Below are 16,363 nucleotides of genomic sequence, written 5' to 3' on the forward strand. Positions count from 1 at the left end.
GGGCAACACTTTGGGATGCACAAAATTAAGCATTTTTGAGGGAAATTTCATTCTTGTCAGCCTTCCGGCCCTTGGCCGGGCCCCTTTGCTTTATGGAGATACTCACTACTGCTGCCGCGTTGCAAGCCCACACCGAAAAATGGCGTCGGGCCGGCCAACATATTGGCTTGGTGCCTACTATGGGCGCGCTCCACGAAGGCCATTTGCAGTTGGTACGGGCCGCCGCCGCCGAGTGCGACGTAGTGGTGGTGAGTATCTTTGTCAATCCTACCCAGTTTAATAACCCCGACGATTTTCGCCTGTACCCGCGCTTGCCCGAGGCTGATGCGGCCCTGCTGGCCCCGGCCGGCTGTACGGCGCTGTTTCTGCCCTCGGTAGCCGAAATGTACCCCCGCCCGACAGTAGTGCAGTTCGGTTTCGGGGCCCTGGAGCGGGTAATGGAGGGGGAACACCGCCCCGGCCACTTCAATGGCGTGGCCACGGTAGTGAGCAAGCTTTTTCACCTCAGCCGGCCCCATCGCGCTTATTTCGGCCAGAAGGATTTTCAGCAGGTAGCCATCGTGCGCCAGCTCATTAGCGACCTAGCCTTCGACCTGGAGTTGGTGGCCTTTCCAACTGTGCGGGAGTCCGATGGGCTGGCTATGTCGTCGCGCAACCGGCGGCTGAGCCCCGAGGCTCGCGCGCTGGCCCCGCGCCTGTACCAAAGCCTGCAGGCTGCTGCCGAACTCCTCCGTGGTGGGCATACTGCGCCGGGGGCGGTGCAGGCGGCTGTGCGCGAGCAGCTGGCCGCCGTGCCCGGGCTGGAGCTGGAATACATTACCGTGGCCGATGCCCACACTCTGCAGCCCTTGACCGATACGTACGCCGGATACCCCGCAGTATTGTGCCTGGCTGCCCACCTCGGCGGTGTCCGGCTGATCGACAACGTGGTGGTAGAGGCCAACTGAAAAGCTGCCGAACCGCTGAACCAGTGTTTGGGAAATGGCGGGTACAGCATAATGAAGCCCCTCGGATTCGCTACTTCATCCTCCTACGGGTTCACTATCTCCCCTTTCCTATCTTTGAGCCCCCAAACAGTATCTGTTGCTTTTGCACATGCATATCGAGGTTCTCAAGTCGAAGATTCACCGCGTTAAGGTTACCCAAGCCGAGTTGCACTACGTGGGCAGCATCACCATTGATGAGGACCTGCTCGATGCGGCCAACATGGTGGAAAATGAAAAGGTAACCATCGTCAATATCAACAACGGCGAGCGGTTTGAAACCTATACCATTAAGGGTGAGCGGGGCTCGGGCATGATTTGCCTGAACGGCCCGGCCGCCCGCCGCGTGGCCGTGGGCGACATCGTCATCATTATATCCTACGCCCTTATTGACTTCGCTGAGGCCAAGACGCACCAACCCACCGTCATCTTCCCCGACCAGCACAACCGGGTAGCCTAACTGCCAATGGCTTGTGCTTTAGCCCTACCTGATCCTGCTGCATGAAGCAAGTCCTCAACATTGTAAAATACGCGCTGCTGCTATCCGTGTCGGGCCTCCTGATGTGGTATGCGCTGCAGGGGCAGGATCTGAGTCGCATCGGGCAGTACGTGCGCGGGGCCAACTACTGGTGGCTGGTGCTTACGCTGGGGCTGTCGGTGATGGGCTATTTCAGCCGGGCTTACCGCTGGAAAATGCAGATTGAGCCCACAGGCTACCATCCCCGCTATTGGGACGTGTACCATGCTATGATGGTGGGCTACCTGGCCAACCTAGTACTGCCACGTATGGGCGAGGTTATTCGCTGTTCGGTGCTGCGGCGTACTAGCGGCGTGCCGGTGCAGGTAGCGCTGGGTACGGTGGTAACCGAGCGGGTAATTGATGTGCTGGTGCTGTTTGGCTTGCTGGGCACTACGCTGCTGCTCGACTTCAGCACCTTTTGGAGCTTTGTAACCGAAAAAGTGCTGGCTGGTCGCTACGATGATCTGGCCCGCAACCGCACGCCGTTGCTGGTGGCCCTGGCTATTGCTCTGCTGCTGTTGCTGGGCCTGAGCTACGCGGTGTTCCGCAATCTGGAGCGACTCCGCCAGAATGCATTGTTCAGTAAGGCCGTGGGCTTCGTGAAAGGGGTACTGACTGGTGCTTTCAGCATACTGAAGCTGGAAAACAAGGGCCTGTTCCTGTTCCATACCTTCTTTACCTGGGCCGTGTATTACCTCATGGACTACTTAGCTTTCTTCGCCTTTCCTGAAACCTACGATTTAGGAATGCGCGCCGGCCTGGCCGTGCTCACGTTCGGGGCGCTAGGAATGGCCGCGCCGGTAGCGGGCGGCATCGGGCCCTTCCATGTGATGGTGCAGAGCGTGCTATTGGCCTACGGTATCAGCAAGGAAGCCGGCATTGCCTATGCGCTGGTCGTGCATGGCTCCCAGACGCTGCTGGTTGTGCTCATGGGCGGCATCAGCTTTGCCGCCAGCATGGTCAAATCGGGCAAGGGCCATAAGCGCCAGGCCCTGGCCGATGTGGCACTGGAAACTGAAGTAGTACGGCCGCAATAAGCGTAAGCCGGGGTTTCAGGACGAGGCCTGTCAGCCTTGATTGCATGCTACCTTCCCAACTTATCCGCTCAAGCCATGTGGTCGAAAGATAAAATCCTGAGCCGCGAAGCCCTCGTAGCTGCTGTAGCTGCCTGGCAGGCGGCCGGCGAGCAGGTGGTGTTTACCAATGGCTGCTTCGATCTGCTGCACCTGGGCCACGTAGACTACCTCGAAAAAGCCCGGCACCTGGGCCAGCGGCTGGTGGTGGGCTTGAACACTGACGCTTCGGTTAGCCGGCTCAAGCCCGGCCGGCCTTTGCAGGACGAAGTGTCACGCAGCCGGGTTCTGGCCTCCCTTTTGTTTGTCGATGCCGTAACGCTCTTCGACGAGCAAACTCCGCTGGCCCTCATTGAAGCCGTGCAACCCGATATTCTGGTGAAAGGCGACGACTACGCCGTAAACCAGATTGTCGGACACGAGGTAGTGCTGGCCCGCGGCGGCCGGGTACTGACGGTGCCGCTGGTGCCGGGCTACAGCACCACGCGCATCGTCGAGCGCATCAGCCATACGCCTTAGCGTCGGCCGGCACGAAATCCGGCGGACCATTGTTCAACCAGCATATCTGACTTTCTGCCATCATGTTTTCTCCCATCTACATCATTTTGCTGGTCGCCATGGTGGTCAGCTGGCTCGTACAGCGTCGCCTCAAAAGCAAGTTCGAGGAGTACTCCCAGGTTGGTCTCCAGAACGGCCTGTCGGGCAAGCAGATTGCCGAGCTAATGCTCGCTGATAACGGCATCACCGATGTGCGCGTCATCAGCACCGAAGGCCGCCTGACCGACCACTATAACCCAGCCGACAAAACCGTGAACCTAAGCGAGGCCGTGTATGCCGAGCGTAGCGCCGCGGCTGCTGCCGTGGCAGCCCACGAGTGCGGCCATGCCGTGCAGCACGCCACGGCCTACAACATGTTGCAATTCCGCTCGGCCATGGTGCCAGCCTTGAGCGCGGTATCGCGCTTTATGCCCATCCTGCTGATTGCGGGCGTGTTCCTGCTCAACCGTACGCCTTGGCCGCTGGGAGCCGGCGTGGTGCTGTTCTCGCTCACCACGCTGTTTGCTTTCGTTACGCTGCCCGTCGAGTTCGATGCTTCGAAGCGTGCCTTGGCTTGGATTGATAAGCGGGGCATTGTAACGCCCCAAGAGCACGCCATGGCCAAAGACGCGCTGTGGTGGGCGGCCATGACGTACGTAGTTGCCGCGCTTAGCTCTCTGGCCACGCTGCTGTATTACGTCAGTCTTTTCTTGGGTGGCCGTCGCAACAGCTAACTCAGCGCAACCCGCTATCAAAAGCCGCTTCCCGAGCTCCGGAAGCGGCTTTTTAGTTGCCAAGGAAAGTAGAGTGACGCTGACCGCCAACTCTTTGTGCAGGTTTTGTGTTAGAACGCTACTGCCCAACGGCTGATTGCGTAATTTTGTCCGGCCGCGGCCCGCTTATCGCGCCGGCCCAACCATCTGATTTTCCCACCCCACCCAACTTACTGCATGGATTTCCAGCTTACCGAAGAACAACTGGCCGTACAGGCCGCTGCCCGCGACTTCGCCCAGAACGAACTATGGGCCGGCGTAATTGAGCGCGACGAGCACCAAAAATTTCCGGCCGAGCAAATCAAGAAGATGGGCGAGCTGGGGTTCATGGGCATGATGGTTAGCCCCGAATACGGTGGCGGCGGCATGGATACCGTGAGCTACGTGCTGGCCATGGAAGAAATCAGTAAGGTTGATGCTTCCTGCTCCGTTATCATGAGCGTGAACAACTCGCTGGTATGCTGGGGCCTGGAGAAGTACGGCAACGAGGAGCAGAAGCGCAAGTACCTGCCCGGCCTGACGTCCGGCGAAATCATCGGCGCCTTTGCTCTGTCGGAGCCCGAAGCCGGTTCCGATGCTACCATGCAGCGCACCACGGCTGAAGATAAAGGCGACCATTACCTGCTCAACGGCACCAAAAACTGGATTACCAACGGCACCACGGCCTCGGTATACCTCGTGGTAGCCCAAACCAACGCCGAGGCCAAGCACCGCGGCATCAACGTGCTCATCGTTGACAAGGGCATGGAAGGCTTTATAACCGGCCCCAAGGAAAACAAGCTTGGTATCCGCGGCTCAGACACCTGCTCGCTGATGTTCACCGATGTGAAGGTGCCCAAAGAGAACCGTATTGGCGAAGATGGCTTCGGCTTCAAGTTCGCTATGCAGGTGCTGGCCGGCGGCCGTATTGGTATTGCTGCCCAAGCCCTGGGTATTGCCTCCGGGGCCTACGAGCTGTCGTTGAAATACGCGCAAGAGCGCAAGGCTTTCGGCGTACCGATTTCTCAGCATCAGGCCATCCAGTTCAAGCTGGCTGATATGGCCACTAACATCGACGCCGCCCGTCTGCTCTGCCTGCAGTCGGCCCACGACAAAGATGCCCATCATGAGTATGCCAAGTCGGGTGCTATGGCGAAGCTTTTTGCTTCGAAGGTCGCTATGGACACAGCCGTAGAGGCCGTCCAGATTCATGGCGGCTACGGTTTCGTGAAAGAATACCATGTGGAGCGGATGATGCGCGACGCCAAAATCACCCAGATTTATGAGGGAACCTCCGAGATTCAGAAAATTGTAATCTCTAGGGAAATTCTCAAATAGAAACAGAATTGCCTATTATTCAGAAGTATTGCACAAAACCCAGCCATTAATTGGCTGGGTTTTGTGTTTTTGTGAATTTTTATATGTTATTTTGCATTTGTTAAACCAAGGGTACTATAATCCGGTTTACTACATTCAAATTTCTTGCCCCACTTATCGATGGAAGATTATAATAAAGTAATAGAGTCTTTGGGTGTCCGGTACATCAAAGCAAAGAACCTGGTGTTGCAGCAGCCCTTCACGGTGCGCAACTCCTATGATGTGGGCAACAACCTGATTTTGCTTCATAAGGGCCACGTTTCCTTTGGGGATGAAAGCCATGCGGTGGAGGAAGGCGAAATGCTCTTTATTCCTGGCGGCCGTGCTACAAAGGTTACGTACGGCCACGACCCCAGCAAGAGCATTACCAACGACGACCTTATCACCAACAAGGATAAGTTCTTCCACTCCAACTCCGACCTCGACCTGATTGGCGACGCCGAGGAGAGCCACTCGTTTGTGAGCTTCGAGGCCAAGGTGTTCGATTCTGTGAACTTCTTCGCCTCACTCGATGTGCCGGCCTTTCTCATTACCAACAACTCCAAGTTGGCTAACCTCATCATCAAGGTGGTGGAAGAGAGCCTGCAGGAGTTACCCGGCCGCGAACGGCTCATCACGATTTACACCGAGAACGTAGTGGTGGAAATTGTGCGCTACATCCTCAAAAACAAGATGTTTGTAGAGCAGCTGGCTACCAACAGCACGTACTTCAAGGATCCGCGTCTCATCGACCTGTTCAACTACATCAAGGAAAATATCGGCGGCGACCTGTCGAACAAGGTCCTCTCGGGCGTAGCCAACGTGAGCGAGGACTACGTGGGCCAGTACTTCAAGATGCTCACCGGCATCAACCCACAGGACTACATTGAGTATCAACGAATGGAGCGCGCCGTGTTCCTGCTCCGGACCACCAAAAAGAGCATCCGCGACATCGGTAAGGAGGTGGGCTACAAAGACACCGCGTACTTCTGCCGCCGCTTCAAGATGATGTTCGGCATTCCGGCCGGCAAAATGCGCCGCCGCGAATCGGCTATGAACATCTAATCACAGATGTTGGAGACGACTGGATAATGCAGTCATGATTAAGGTAGCAGAAAAGTAGAGAGCCCGGCCAATCTGGCCGGGCTCTCTACTTTTCTGCTACCGGCACATAGCTATTGGCTATCTGCTGATGACGTGCTGATCAGGCACGGCAACGTCTGTATCTGCGGTACCTGCAACATGTGCAAAATCCGTGATTACGGCAGCTACTTCAGCCAGAAAATCAGGGTTCTGTTCGATGTGGTTGCCGACAACAATGACATCGGCCCCAGCATGGAGTGCGGCGCGGGCCTTTTCGGTACTATTGAGGCCACCGCCCACAATAAGGGGCAGGTCTACCGCCTGGCGCACGGCCCGGATCATGGCAGGCGTAATGGGGTTCAGGGCGCCGCTACCACCATCGAGGTAGATGAGGCGTAGGCCCAGCTGTTCGCCGGCCATGGCGGTACAGGCGGCAATAGCCGGCTTGTCGTGGGGGAGGGGCGTAGTGCCGCTGATGTAGCTGGCCGTCGTCTGGCGGCCGCTGTCAACGAGCATGTAGCCGGTAGGCAGAATCTGGAGTCCACTTTCGCGCAGCCGTGGGGCTGCAACTACGTGCTGACCAATCAGAAACTCGGGGTTGCGGCCCGAAATCAAGGACAAAAGCAGGATACCGTCGGCCTGCGAGTCGAGGTGCAGACTATGGCTCGGGAAGAGCAGCACGGGCACGCTGGAACGACTCTTGATAAAACGAATGAGGGCAGCCTGATGCGAACCAAGCACCAAACTGCCACCCACAAAAAAGTAATCTACCGCGTGTCGTTCGCTTAGGCTCAACAACCGCTGGCAACCGGCCTCATCTATATTGTCGGGGTCCAGCAGAACGGCCAGCGACTTCCGGCCGAGTTGGCGGTTTTGGCTGAGTGTATCATGCAGGCTGGCTGGGCGCATCCGCGTCGTCGTGGTGGTAAGTAAATTCAATGTCGCGGGTTTCCGGCTCTTGGCGCGGTGCGTCCGAAGCGGCAAGGTCGGCATTTTTAAGGACTGGCAAATAGTCACTGGCCTTTTTGGCAATAAAGGCCAGTGTAACGGCCGTGGCCTGGGCCACCAGCATCTTGCCTGTATCCGACTGCATAAAGGCGTTGAAAGTAGCGGCCAGTATCGAGGACGCGTCCGACTGCGACGATGGGCCAGCCTCAGTAGCCGCCTGCTTCTGCGGGCGGGTAGTCGGGCGGGTGGTTTGCGCTACAGCATTATAGTTTGTGGCGGGCTGGAATGGGTCTGCCTCATCAGTGGCCGGGGTGCCCGCGGCCGGCATGCTCCCCCGAAGCCGGCGCCCCCCAAACCCCAGATCGTCAGCTACAGCCGTATCGACAGTAGTAGATGCCAGCGGTCGGCGCAAGCCGCCCTTCAGGCGGTTTCCAGATTCTTTCTCGGCAGCTTTGAGGGCCCTTGCCGGCTTGTTTTTGGATTTCGAGCTGCCAAGCGCCTTCGAGATAAGCCACAATCCACCCAGTATCCCGGCCCCTGCAGCGGCATACTTGCCTACCTGCAGCGTTTTCTCCTTTATACCCTGAACGTCGCCCATTAGGGCACGCTCGTATTCCAGCTTCTGGCGCTCCAGAAACTCTTTTTCGTCTTCAAACAAAGGGTTGTGTAGCTCAGTCATCGGTCGGGTTATGCTTGGCGTTTGTCAGAGTTATAAATGGTGTTGCTCAGCATCTTATCGGCCAGAGCCTGGAAGGCCGACTTGTCGACTCCCATAACAAAGGCAACCAGCAAAATAAGATAGAAGCCCGCCACGATTCCAAAGCCCCAGAAATGGCTGTCGAGCACATCGTTTAGCAGGAAAGCCAGGAACAGATTCAGAAACAGAAAAAAGAACAGGCCTATAATAGCTATAGTGATGCCGTGCGCCACAATTACAAAGGTGTGCTTGGCTTTTTCCTGCACCTCCAGCCGCACCAGGTCGAGGCGGGTGTCGAGGTAACCCTTCAGATTACCCACCAAACTGTCATTTTGCGGTGTTTTGGAAGCGTTTTCTTCGGTGGAGAACAGGCCCATGGAGGAGACTTTTGCGGGGAAACAATGTTACAGAGTAGGGCGACGGCAAATAAGGCTGCTACCCGTTATATGGTAGCTGTTGCATACGGAAAAGGCGAAGCCGTGTCTGAAATTGGTTTATTTTTACGCTATACTGCCCTGCTTTGAGCCAGAATCATTACCAAGTACTGGGTGTGCCGGTAACGGCCACGCTACCCGATATCCGGCTGGCCTACAGGCGTCTGGCAGTGCTGTACCACCCCGACAAGCACGGCGGTAATGTGCTCTACGAGGAACTGTTTAAGGCCGTGGCCGTGGCTTACCGGGTGCTGGGCCACGAGGCCCGCCGTGCCCACTACGACCAGCAGCTACGTGCCGACGCCCGCCGGCTCGATGAGGCCCGACGGCAGCAGCACTTCCGCCAGCAGGGCCAGCACATTTATGGCGCGCCCATGCCCGCGCCGGCCCCGCCGTTGCGCACTCGCCGGCCTGCCGGGGCCAATGAGCGACACTACCGCCCCATCGCGCGCCAGAAAGTAAAGTTCACGCGGCGTGACTACTGGCTCACGGTGCTGCTGGGGCTGGGGTTAGCGCTGTTTATGGTCTCTGTCAAGATTACAATGGACTATGTGTCGGGCACTGGTAACTATAAGCGGGGCCTGCAGGCCTATACAAAAGGTAACTGGGCCGGGGCCCACAGCTACTTCACCGACGCGTTGCACTTCCGGCCCGACCACAACTTGGCCCTGCGGCGGCGGGCCGAAGCTGCCCAGCTTGGGCTGCATGATTACGCTGCCGCCCGGGCCGATCTGCGCGCTGCCCTGCCCGAGGCCCCGGTCGCGCTGCGGGGGCAGTTATGGCTGCGCCTAGCCAAGTGCGAGGCCGCACTCGGCCAGACTGCACCTGCTCAGGAAGCTTACCAGAAAGCCCTAGCCCTCGATAGTACGTTGGCCCGGGCGTGGCTATGGCAGGGCGAAATGGAGCTGTTTCGGCAGCAGCAGTTCGCGACGGCTGTCCGCACATTATCGAGTGGGTTGCGCCATGCCAGCGGGCCTTCGCGGCTGCGGGGGCAATTACTCACATTCCGGGGGCTGGCCAATTTCAAGCTGGGTCGCTACGAAGCTGCCCAGAACGATTACTGGGAAGTACTCGATATCACGCCCCACAGCGGGCAGCTATATTTCCTGCTGGGGCGCGTGGCGCAGCAGCAGCGCGATGCGCCACGCGCCTGCGACCTGCTGCGGCGGGCCGTGCTGCAGGGCTACGAGTTTGCCCGCGCCGCCCGCGATACTACCTGCGCCGCGGAGCCGCCGCAGGGTAGAAGCACCAGACCAACTGCCGTAAAATAAAAAACCCCGATTCTGAGGTAGAATCGGGGTTTTTTGTGGTAATGATTGGAATCGAACCAACGACACCAGCATTTTCAGTGCTGTGCTCTACCAACTGAGCTACATTACCAGCTCGTGGTTCCCGGCAGGCCTATTGGCCGTTGGGGAGCACAAAAGTAGCAAACCATTTTTAACCTGCAAACCAGAATCGAAAAAAATGTTGGCTTTCGAAACTATCTGCCTCAAAAGCGGTAAATTGTTATGCATACCGAGTATATTTCGGATCCAACCCTAAACTTACCCTTTTTCCGTGCATTTCTCCATTCAAAACATCATCTTCCTGCTGGTGGCGCTGGCGGGCTTCGGCCTGTTTGCCTGGCAGGCCAGCCGCATCCGGGCCAATGTGCTGGTGGGCCGCGACCGGGACATGAGCGGCCACGTGAACGAGCGGCTCTGGAAAACGCTGCTCGTGGCTTTCGGCCAGCAGAAGATGTTCAAGCGCCTGACGCCGGCCTTCCTGCACCTGATTGTGTATGTGGGCTTCATTGTCATCAACATTGAGGTGATTGAGATTATGGTGGACGGCCTGTTCGGCACCCACCGTTTCCTGCAGTTCGCCGGACCGCTTTATTCGGCCCTTACCGGCACCAACGAAATCCTGGGGGCGCTCGTCGTCCTGGCTGTCGTGGCCTTCTGGTGGCGGCGCAATGCGAATGTGGTGAAGCGCTTCACCGGTCCCGAAATGAGGGCTTGGCCCAAGATGGATGCCAACATCATTCTCTATGTGGAGGTGGTGCTGATGGCGGCCCTGTTTCTGATGAACACGGCCGACCTGAAGGCCTACCAGCTCCAAGGCCTGGACCTGCCGGGTGCCTACCCCGTCAGCCAGTTCCTGACTGGCCTGCTGCCCGATAGCGTGCCAACGCTGCACGTGCTGGAGCGCGTGGGCTGGTGGGCACACATCGTGGGCATTCTGCTGTTTCTGAATTACCTGCCCAGCAGCAAGCACTTCCACATCATCATGGCGTTTCCGAACGTGTACTTCTCGCGGCTGCTTCCGCAGGGGCAGTTCTCGAACGTGGAAAGCATCACCCACGAGGTGAAGGCCATGATGGACCCCAGCTATGCGGTGCCGGCCCCGGCTACCAACCCCGATGGCTCAATGCTGGCCCCTACGCCCTTCGGCGCCAAAGATGTGGACGATCTGGCCTGGACCAACCTGCTCAGCGCCTACTCGTGCACCGAATGTGGCCGCTGCACTTCGGTGTGCCCGGCCAACATCACGGGCAAGCTCCTTTCGCCCCGCAAAATCATCATGGACACCCGCGACCGGGTGGAGGAGAAGTATAATGCGCCGCTCATTTTCAGCCCCGCCCTGTACGGTGCGGACGCCAAGCATGACCCCCAGGAACAGCTCGACAAAGAAAACCACACGTTGCTACGCGGCTACGTAACGCCCGAGGAGCTGTGGGCCTGCACCACCTGCAACGCCTGCGTTGAGGCTTGCCCGGTGAATATCAACCCGCTGGAAAGCATCATCGAAATGCGCCGCTTCCTGGTGCTCGAAGAGTCGGCCGCCCCCAACGCCCTGAACGCCATGTTCAGCAACATCGAAAACAACGGCGCGCCTTGGGCCTTCTCGCCCTCCGACCGCTTCAACTGGGCCGACGACCTGTTCGTGGCCGAAAAAAAGGAGCTGGTAGTTGGGAGCTAGAAGGTGGAATGCAGCTCGCATTTTCTCCTTCCTCACTTCTGCACCTTCTCGCCTGAATCTGTAGTGCATACCACAGCTTCTCCCTTCTTACTCCTGACTTCTAGCTTCTCAATATAATGGCTGAGCAAACTGCCAAGCGCCCTGTTTCTGTACCCGTAATGGCCGATTTGGCGGCCCGGGGCGAGAGTCCTGAAATCCTGTTCTGGGTGGGCTGCGCCGGGGCCTTCGACGACCGGTACAAGCGCGTGACCCGCGCCTTTGTGCGCATCCTCGACCATGTGGGCGTGAACTACGCCGTGCTGGGCAAGGAGGAAACCTGCACCGGCGACCCGGCCAAGCGCGCCGGCAACGAGTTCCTGTTTCAGATGCAGGCCATGACCAACATTGCCACCCTCGATGGCTACGGTATCAAGAAGGTGGTCACGGCCTGCCCGCATTGCTTCAACACCATCAAAAACGAGTACCCCGCTTTGGGTGGCGAGTACGAAGTGATTCACCACAGCACCTTCCTGCAGCAGCTCATCAACGAGGGCAAGGTGAAGGCCGAGGGCGGCGAATCGTTCAAAGGCCGCCGCATCACGTTCCACGACTCCTGCTACCTGGGCCGAGCCAACGACATCTACGAAGCCCCACGGGCCGTGCTGGAAGTGCTCGACGCCGATTTGGTGGAGATGAAGCGCTGCAAAACCAACGGCTTGTGCTGCGGCGCCGGTGGTGCCCAGATGTGGAAAGACGCCGAGCCCGGCAACAAGGAAGTGAACATTGAGCGCGCCGAGGAAGCCCTGGCGACCCTCGACGGCGCCACCGCCGTGCTCGATAACCTGCGCGGTGTGGAAAGCAATGCCCCTGCCGGCCCTGCTTCGGCCAAAGCAGCCGGCGGCAGCGTTATTGCCGTGGCCTGCCCTTTCTGCATGACCATGATGGCCGACGGTGTGAAAAACAAAGACCGCGAGCAGGACGTGCAGGTATTCGACCTGGCCGAGCTGATTGCCTCTGCCGAGGGCCTGAACGCGTAGCTTTCGGCCTGAATCAACTCGCTTCAAAAACAGCCCCGGCCGGAACTTCCGGCCGGGGCTGTTTCTTTGTAAGTAGCGTGAAGCTCCAGCTTCGCGTATCGTTGCTGACATTGTAGTAGTATCGTTCAATGAAACGCGAAGCTGGAGCTTCGTACTATACCCTACCCATGTACGTTCCCTTCGATCAGCTGTCGCCCTCGGCCCGCATCTGGATTTACCAGGCCAACCGCCCCCTCACGGCCGCCGAACAAACCGATGTGCAGCCCACGTTGCACCGTTTCGCCGACGAGTGGACCAGCCACGGCCGTACCCTGGCCGCCTCGGCTGTTGTGCTCCACGACCAGTTTCTGGTTATTGGGCTCGATGAGGGCGTGGCCGACGCCAGTGGCTGCTCGATTGATGCCTCGGTGCGTTTCGTGCAGAGTGTGGAACAGCAGCTAGGAGTGGAACTGCTCGAAAAGTCGAAGCTGGCCTTTTGGGTGGATGGGACCGTAACGCTGCTCGACCGTAAGCAACTCGGCCCCGCCATTGCCGCCGGCACGCTTTCGGCCGAAACGCCGTATTTCGACAACACTATTGGCCAGCGCCAGCAATTGCTGGAGCGGTGGCCGGCTCCGGCCGCCGATACTTGGCTTACCCGCTACTTCGTTTAACAAACGGCTGGGGCGCTAAAACCGACTTTTCCGTCGGAAAACTTGCATCTTAGCCGCACTATCTGCGCATTATCCGCGCATGGGCCACCCACCGTGGCCCGCTGCCGGTTCTTCTTTCCTCCCTGCCTGCTATTATGAAAAACGCTATTCTAATGTGGACTGCCGTGGGTTCGGCCACCCTGCTGGCGGGCTGCGCTACCACCGGGGGGCTGAGCAAGGCCGATAAGCGGTTTGCGCGCGGCGAATACGAGTCGGCGCTTACCTTATATAAGGCCGAAGTAGCGAAGGGCAAAAACGTGGCCCAGGGCAACTACCGAATTGCCGAGTCTTACCGCCTTTCCAACCGCATCGAGCAGGCCGAGCCCTACTACAAAGCCGCCCTCGGCGGCGGAGCCCGCAAGGCCGACGCCGGCTACTACTACGCCCTGGCGCTCCGGGCCAACGGCAAGTTCGATGAAGCTGCCGAGCAGTTCACGCAATACGCCGAGGTAGGTAGCAACCGCACCCTCACTGCCCAGGCCGAAGCCGAAGCCAGAAACGCGCGCGCCTCAAAAGACCTGTTGGCTCAGCGCACCAACAGCGAGGTAATGCCCTTGGATGAGTTGAACACGCCCGCGTCGGAGTTCAGCACTACCCGCATCCCCGAGTCTAAAGAGCTGGTATTTGCCTCAGGCCGCGAGGGCAAGCTTTTTCCTGGCAACGGCGAAGGGTTCAACGACCTCTACGCCGTGCGCTTCGCCGACGACCAGAAGCTTACCGGCGGTACCGTGCGCAAGCTCGAGCCCGTTATCAACTCCGCCAACCGCCACGAGGCCAGCGCCACCTACTCGCCCGATGGTAAGATGTTGGTATTCGCCCGCTCCAACGACGGCTCCAAAAAGGGCCTGCTGAGCGTTGACCTGTGGATTTCCTACTTCCGCGAAAACGCTTGGACTGAGCCCGAAATCCTGCGCGGCGTGAACAGCAGTACCGCCGACGAGTATTCGCCGGTTTTCTCGGCCGATGGCCAGACGCTCTACTTTGCCTCCACCCGCAAGGGCGGCTTCGGCGGTAGCGACTTATACAAGGCTGCCATGGAAGGTCCCGGCCGCTTCGCCGCTCCCGAAAGCCTAGGCGATAAGGTGAACACGGTGGGTAACGAGAGCTTCCCGGCCATTTCGCCCGAGGGCGTGCTGTACTTCTCCTCCGACGGTCATCCTGGCCTCGGGAAGCTCGACATCTTCAAACTCGATAAAGGCCAGGTGCAGAACTTGGGCAGCCCCATCAACAGCCCCGGCGACGACTTCGCACCCTTCTTTACCGATAAGCAGGGTGGAGTATTTTCCTCGAACCGGCCCGGTGGTAAGGGCTCCGATGATCTGTACCGTTTCCGCGAGAACCCAATTAAACTGGTCTTCTTCGTAGCCGACGGTACCGTAGTAGAGCGCGACAACAAAACTGGTAACACCACCGCCGTTCCCAACCAGCCTGTAGCTTTGCTTGGGGCCAACGGCCAGCAGCTCCAAACTACCACCAGTGGCCCCGACGGCAAGTTCCTCTTCAAACTCGACTCGGCCGCTGCTAGCTATGCCCTTCTCGCCAACCGTGACGGGTACTTCGCAGCCCGAAATTCCATTACTACCATCGGCCGCAAGCCTGCTCAGGATTTGCTACCTGATCCGGTAAACGAGGTGCGGATTCCCGTTACGCTCACGCTCACCAAAATCGTGAAGAACAAGGCCATTGTGGTCGACAACATCTTCTACGATTACGATAAGTCAAATATCCGCCCCGATGCGGCTCTGGAGCTTGATAAGCTAGTAGAGACGCTCAATGACAACCCCCGCATCACTATCGAGCTGAGCTCGCACACCGACTCGCGCGGCAAGGACGCCTACAACCAGGCCCTTTCCCAGCGCCGAGCCCAGTCGGCCGTCGATTACATCATCTCCAAAGGCATTGCCCCCGGCCGTATCACAGCCAAAGGCTACGGCGAGTCGCGCCCGGTAGTACCGAATGCCAAGACCGAGGAGCAGTACCAGCGCAACCGCCGCACCGAATTCAAAGTGACCAAAATTGCGGAGTAGATACCAGCTGCCCACGTAGTCCAACCGCCCGGTTTGCATTCTGCAGGCCGGGCGGTTTGGGTTGGGGCCAATGTGGGTAGGGGAGGTGCAGCCATTTGGCACAATCCTTGGCTTGGGCCCGCTATACTGCTTTCCCCCCCCCGCCCCATGAAACGAATGCTACCCCTGCTGCTTTGCAGCTTGCTACTGGTCCTCGGCGTTGCGCAGGCCGCGCCGGTCACGGCCAGCATCACCGGCGAGCAGGGCCTGGCCTTCCGGCTCTCCCTCGACGGGCAACCCGTTTCCCGCGGTGCCCGCCCCCAGATATACCTCGACCAGTTGCGCCCCGGTTACCACTGGGCCGACTTCTACATTCCTGTGGGGCGTGGCCGGGGTTTCAACTACCGCACCCAGATTTTCCTGGCCGAGGGCTTCGAGACAAACTTCATACTCCTCGCCCGCCCTGGTTTCCCGCCCGCGCTGCGCACCGTGAGTACTGTGCCGCTAGCTCCGCCAGTAGTGTCGTATCCAAACCAAGGTCAGTACCCAAATCCTGGTTATCCCGCACCTGGGTATCAGAATCCTAGGTATCCAACTGACGAATATTCGGCTCCGGCCTACCAATTATCCCCGGCCGAAGTAGACAATCTGCTCCAGGCAATCCAGCGCCGGCCCTTTGATGATGCCCGCATGGGCATTATGCACGATGCCCTACGCGAATCGGTTATTACGTCTCAGGATGCGCGACGCTTCATTCAATGCCTCTCCTTCGATGCGAACCGCATCGAAACCGCCAAGTACCTGTACAGCCGCGTCGCCGACCGGCACAACTTTTACCAGGTATATGATGCGTTGGTGTTTCCCTCCAGCATCCGGGAAGTACAGGAATATGTGCATTCCATCCGCTAAAAAGCCGCTTTATCAACCAGCCGGCCTTCTCGCTCCTATATTATAGAGAGTAGGGAAGGCCGGCTTTCGTTTGGCTCCCAAAAACAAAGTGACTGATTCTGTGGGGCGAAGCGGGTCTTGCACGGGTATTTTACCCCGGGTGCTTGCGTAATCCAGCGTAATGCCGCACTTTTGCATCCCCAACCGGAACGCGGTCGGGCTGGCTTCTCTCCCGGGAAAGCTGCTTGAAAAAAAAGTTGCCCAATAGAGTTGCGGAAGTTGGAAAGGTTTTACTACCTTTGCACCCCGCTTCAACCGGAAGCGCTTTCACTCTGGTTAGCCAAGTCACCTGAAAAGGCCGCGGACGCTAGCAGGAAGACCGAAAAGAGGAAAACTTTTTCTTGTTTCGGTGTT

Annotated in this window: 16 protein-coding genes and 1 tRNA gene; 13 read left to right on the forward strand and 4 right to left on the reverse strand. The window is 58.3% G+C overall.

Annotated features, from left to right (window positions below; genetic code table 11):
- The first annotated feature begins 92 nt into the window (after positions 1-92).
- From panC to D0N36_RS16510, 7 genes are all read left to right on the forward strand, one after another.
- Positions 93-947, forward strand: a complete 855-nt coding sequence (panC, locus tag D0N36_RS16480) for a pantoate--beta-alanine ligase (RefSeq protein WP_116942927.1) — start codon at positions 93-95, stop codon at positions 945-947.
- 148 nt (positions 948-1,095) lie between these two features.
- A complete protein-coding gene (panD, locus tag D0N36_RS16485) occupies positions 1,096-1,443 on the forward strand; it encodes an aspartate 1-decarboxylase (RefSeq protein ID WP_116942928.1) in 348 nt (115 codons plus the stop codon).
- Positions 1,444-1,484: 41 nt separating this feature from the next.
- A complete protein-coding gene (locus D0N36_RS16490; RefSeq protein ID WP_116942929.1) occupies positions 1,485-2,540 on the forward strand; it encodes a lysylphosphatidylglycerol synthase transmembrane domain-containing protein in 1,056 nt (351 codons plus the stop codon).
- 75 nt (positions 2,541-2,615) lie between these two features.
- Positions 2,616-3,095, forward strand: coding sequence for a D-glycero-beta-D-manno-heptose 1-phosphate adenylyltransferase (gene rfaE2, locus D0N36_RS16495; RefSeq protein WP_116942930.1), 480 nt, complete (start codon positions 2,616-2,618; stop codon positions 3,093-3,095).
- 62 nt (positions 3,096-3,157) lie between these two features.
- A complete protein-coding gene (locus tag D0N36_RS16500) occupies positions 3,158-3,847 on the forward strand; it encodes a zinc metallopeptidase (RefSeq protein ID WP_116942931.1) in 690 nt (229 codons plus the stop codon).
- A gap of 216 nt (positions 3,848-4,063) precedes the next feature.
- Positions 4,064-5,203, forward strand: a complete 1,140-nt coding sequence (locus tag D0N36_RS16505; protein ID WP_116942932.1) for an acyl-CoA dehydrogenase family protein — start codon at positions 4,064-4,066, stop codon at positions 5,201-5,203.
- 159 nt (positions 5,204-5,362) lie between these two features.
- Positions 5,363-6,286: a helix-turn-helix domain-containing protein gene (locus tag D0N36_RS16510; protein ID WP_116942933.1), complete on the forward strand. Its 924-nt coding sequence runs from the start codon at positions 5,363-5,365 to the stop codon at positions 6,284-6,286.
- Between the two features lie 117 nt (positions 6,287-6,403).
- Here D0N36_RS16510 and D0N36_RS16515 read toward each other — a convergent pair whose 3' ends face one another.
- The 3 genes from D0N36_RS16515 to D0N36_RS16525 are packed head-to-tail and all read right to left on the reverse strand — an operon-like array spanning position 6,404 to position 8,326.
- Entirely contained in the window at positions 6,404-7,213 is an 810-nt protein-coding gene (locus D0N36_RS16515; RefSeq protein WP_242478969.1) for a geranylgeranylglyceryl/heptaprenylglyceryl phosphate synthase, read from the reverse strand.
- Positions 7,191-7,931: a hypothetical protein gene (locus D0N36_RS16520; protein ID WP_116942934.1), complete on the reverse strand. Its 741-nt coding sequence runs from the start codon at positions 7,929-7,931 to the stop codon at positions 7,191-7,193. The genes D0N36_RS16515 and D0N36_RS16520 overlap by 23 nt, the downstream gene beginning before the upstream one ends.
- An 8-nt stretch (positions 7,932-7,939) precedes the next feature.
- On the reverse strand, positions 7,940-8,326 hold the full coding sequence (locus tag D0N36_RS16525; RefSeq protein WP_116942935.1) for a phage holin family protein: 387 nt from the start codon (positions 8,324-8,326) through the stop codon (positions 7,940-7,942).
- 143 nt (positions 8,327-8,469) lie between these two features.
- On the opposite strand from D0N36_RS16525, the gene D0N36_RS16530 reads away from it, so the two are divergent.
- On the forward strand, positions 8,470-9,654 hold the full coding sequence (locus tag D0N36_RS16530) for a J domain-containing protein (protein ID WP_116942936.1): 1,185 nt from the start codon (positions 8,470-8,472) through the stop codon (positions 9,652-9,654).
- Between the two features lie 36 nt (positions 9,655-9,690).
- Here D0N36_RS16530 and D0N36_RS16535 read toward each other — a convergent pair.
- Positions 9,691-9,763, reverse strand: a tRNA-Phe gene (locus D0N36_RS16535).
- Between the two features lie 180 nt (positions 9,764-9,943).
- Here D0N36_RS16535 and D0N36_RS16540 point away from each other — a divergent pair.
- The 5 genes from D0N36_RS16540 (at position 9,944) to D0N36_RS16560 (ending at position 15,970) form a co-directional block, all read left to right on the forward strand.
- The gene (locus D0N36_RS16540; protein ID WP_116942937.1) at positions 9,944-11,347 is read left to right on the forward strand and encodes a (Fe-S)-binding protein; all 1,404 of its coding nucleotides are present in this window, start codon (positions 9,944-9,946) and stop codon (positions 11,345-11,347) included.
- A gap of 116 nt (positions 11,348-11,463) precedes the next feature.
- Positions 11,464-12,363, forward strand: a complete 900-nt coding sequence (locus tag D0N36_RS16545; RefSeq protein WP_242478967.1) for a (Fe-S)-binding protein — start codon at positions 11,464-11,466, stop codon at positions 12,361-12,363.
- 167 nt (positions 12,364-12,530) lie between these two features.
- Positions 12,531-13,016 carry a hypothetical protein gene (locus D0N36_RS16550; RefSeq protein ID WP_116942943.1) on the forward strand — a complete coding sequence of 162 codons (486 nt, stop codon included), beginning with the start codon at positions 12,531-12,533 and terminating at the stop codon, positions 13,014-13,016.
- A gap of 134 nt (positions 13,017-13,150) precedes the next feature.
- On the forward strand, positions 13,151-15,082 hold the full coding sequence (locus D0N36_RS16555) for an OmpA family protein (protein WP_242478968.1): 1,932 nt from the start codon (positions 13,151-13,153) through the stop codon (positions 15,080-15,082).
- Positions 15,083-15,229: 147 nt separating this feature from the next.
- Positions 15,230-15,970, forward strand: a complete 741-nt coding sequence (locus tag D0N36_RS16560) for a DUF4476 domain-containing protein (protein ID WP_116942939.1) — start codon at positions 15,230-15,232, stop codon at positions 15,968-15,970.
- Positions 15,971-16,363: the final 393 nt, after the last annotated feature.

It is taken from the genome of Hymenobacter lapidiphilus (genome assembly GCF_003417065.2).
Taxonomy (GTDB): Bacteria; Bacteroidota; Bacteroidia; order Cytophagales; family Hymenobacteraceae; genus Hymenobacter.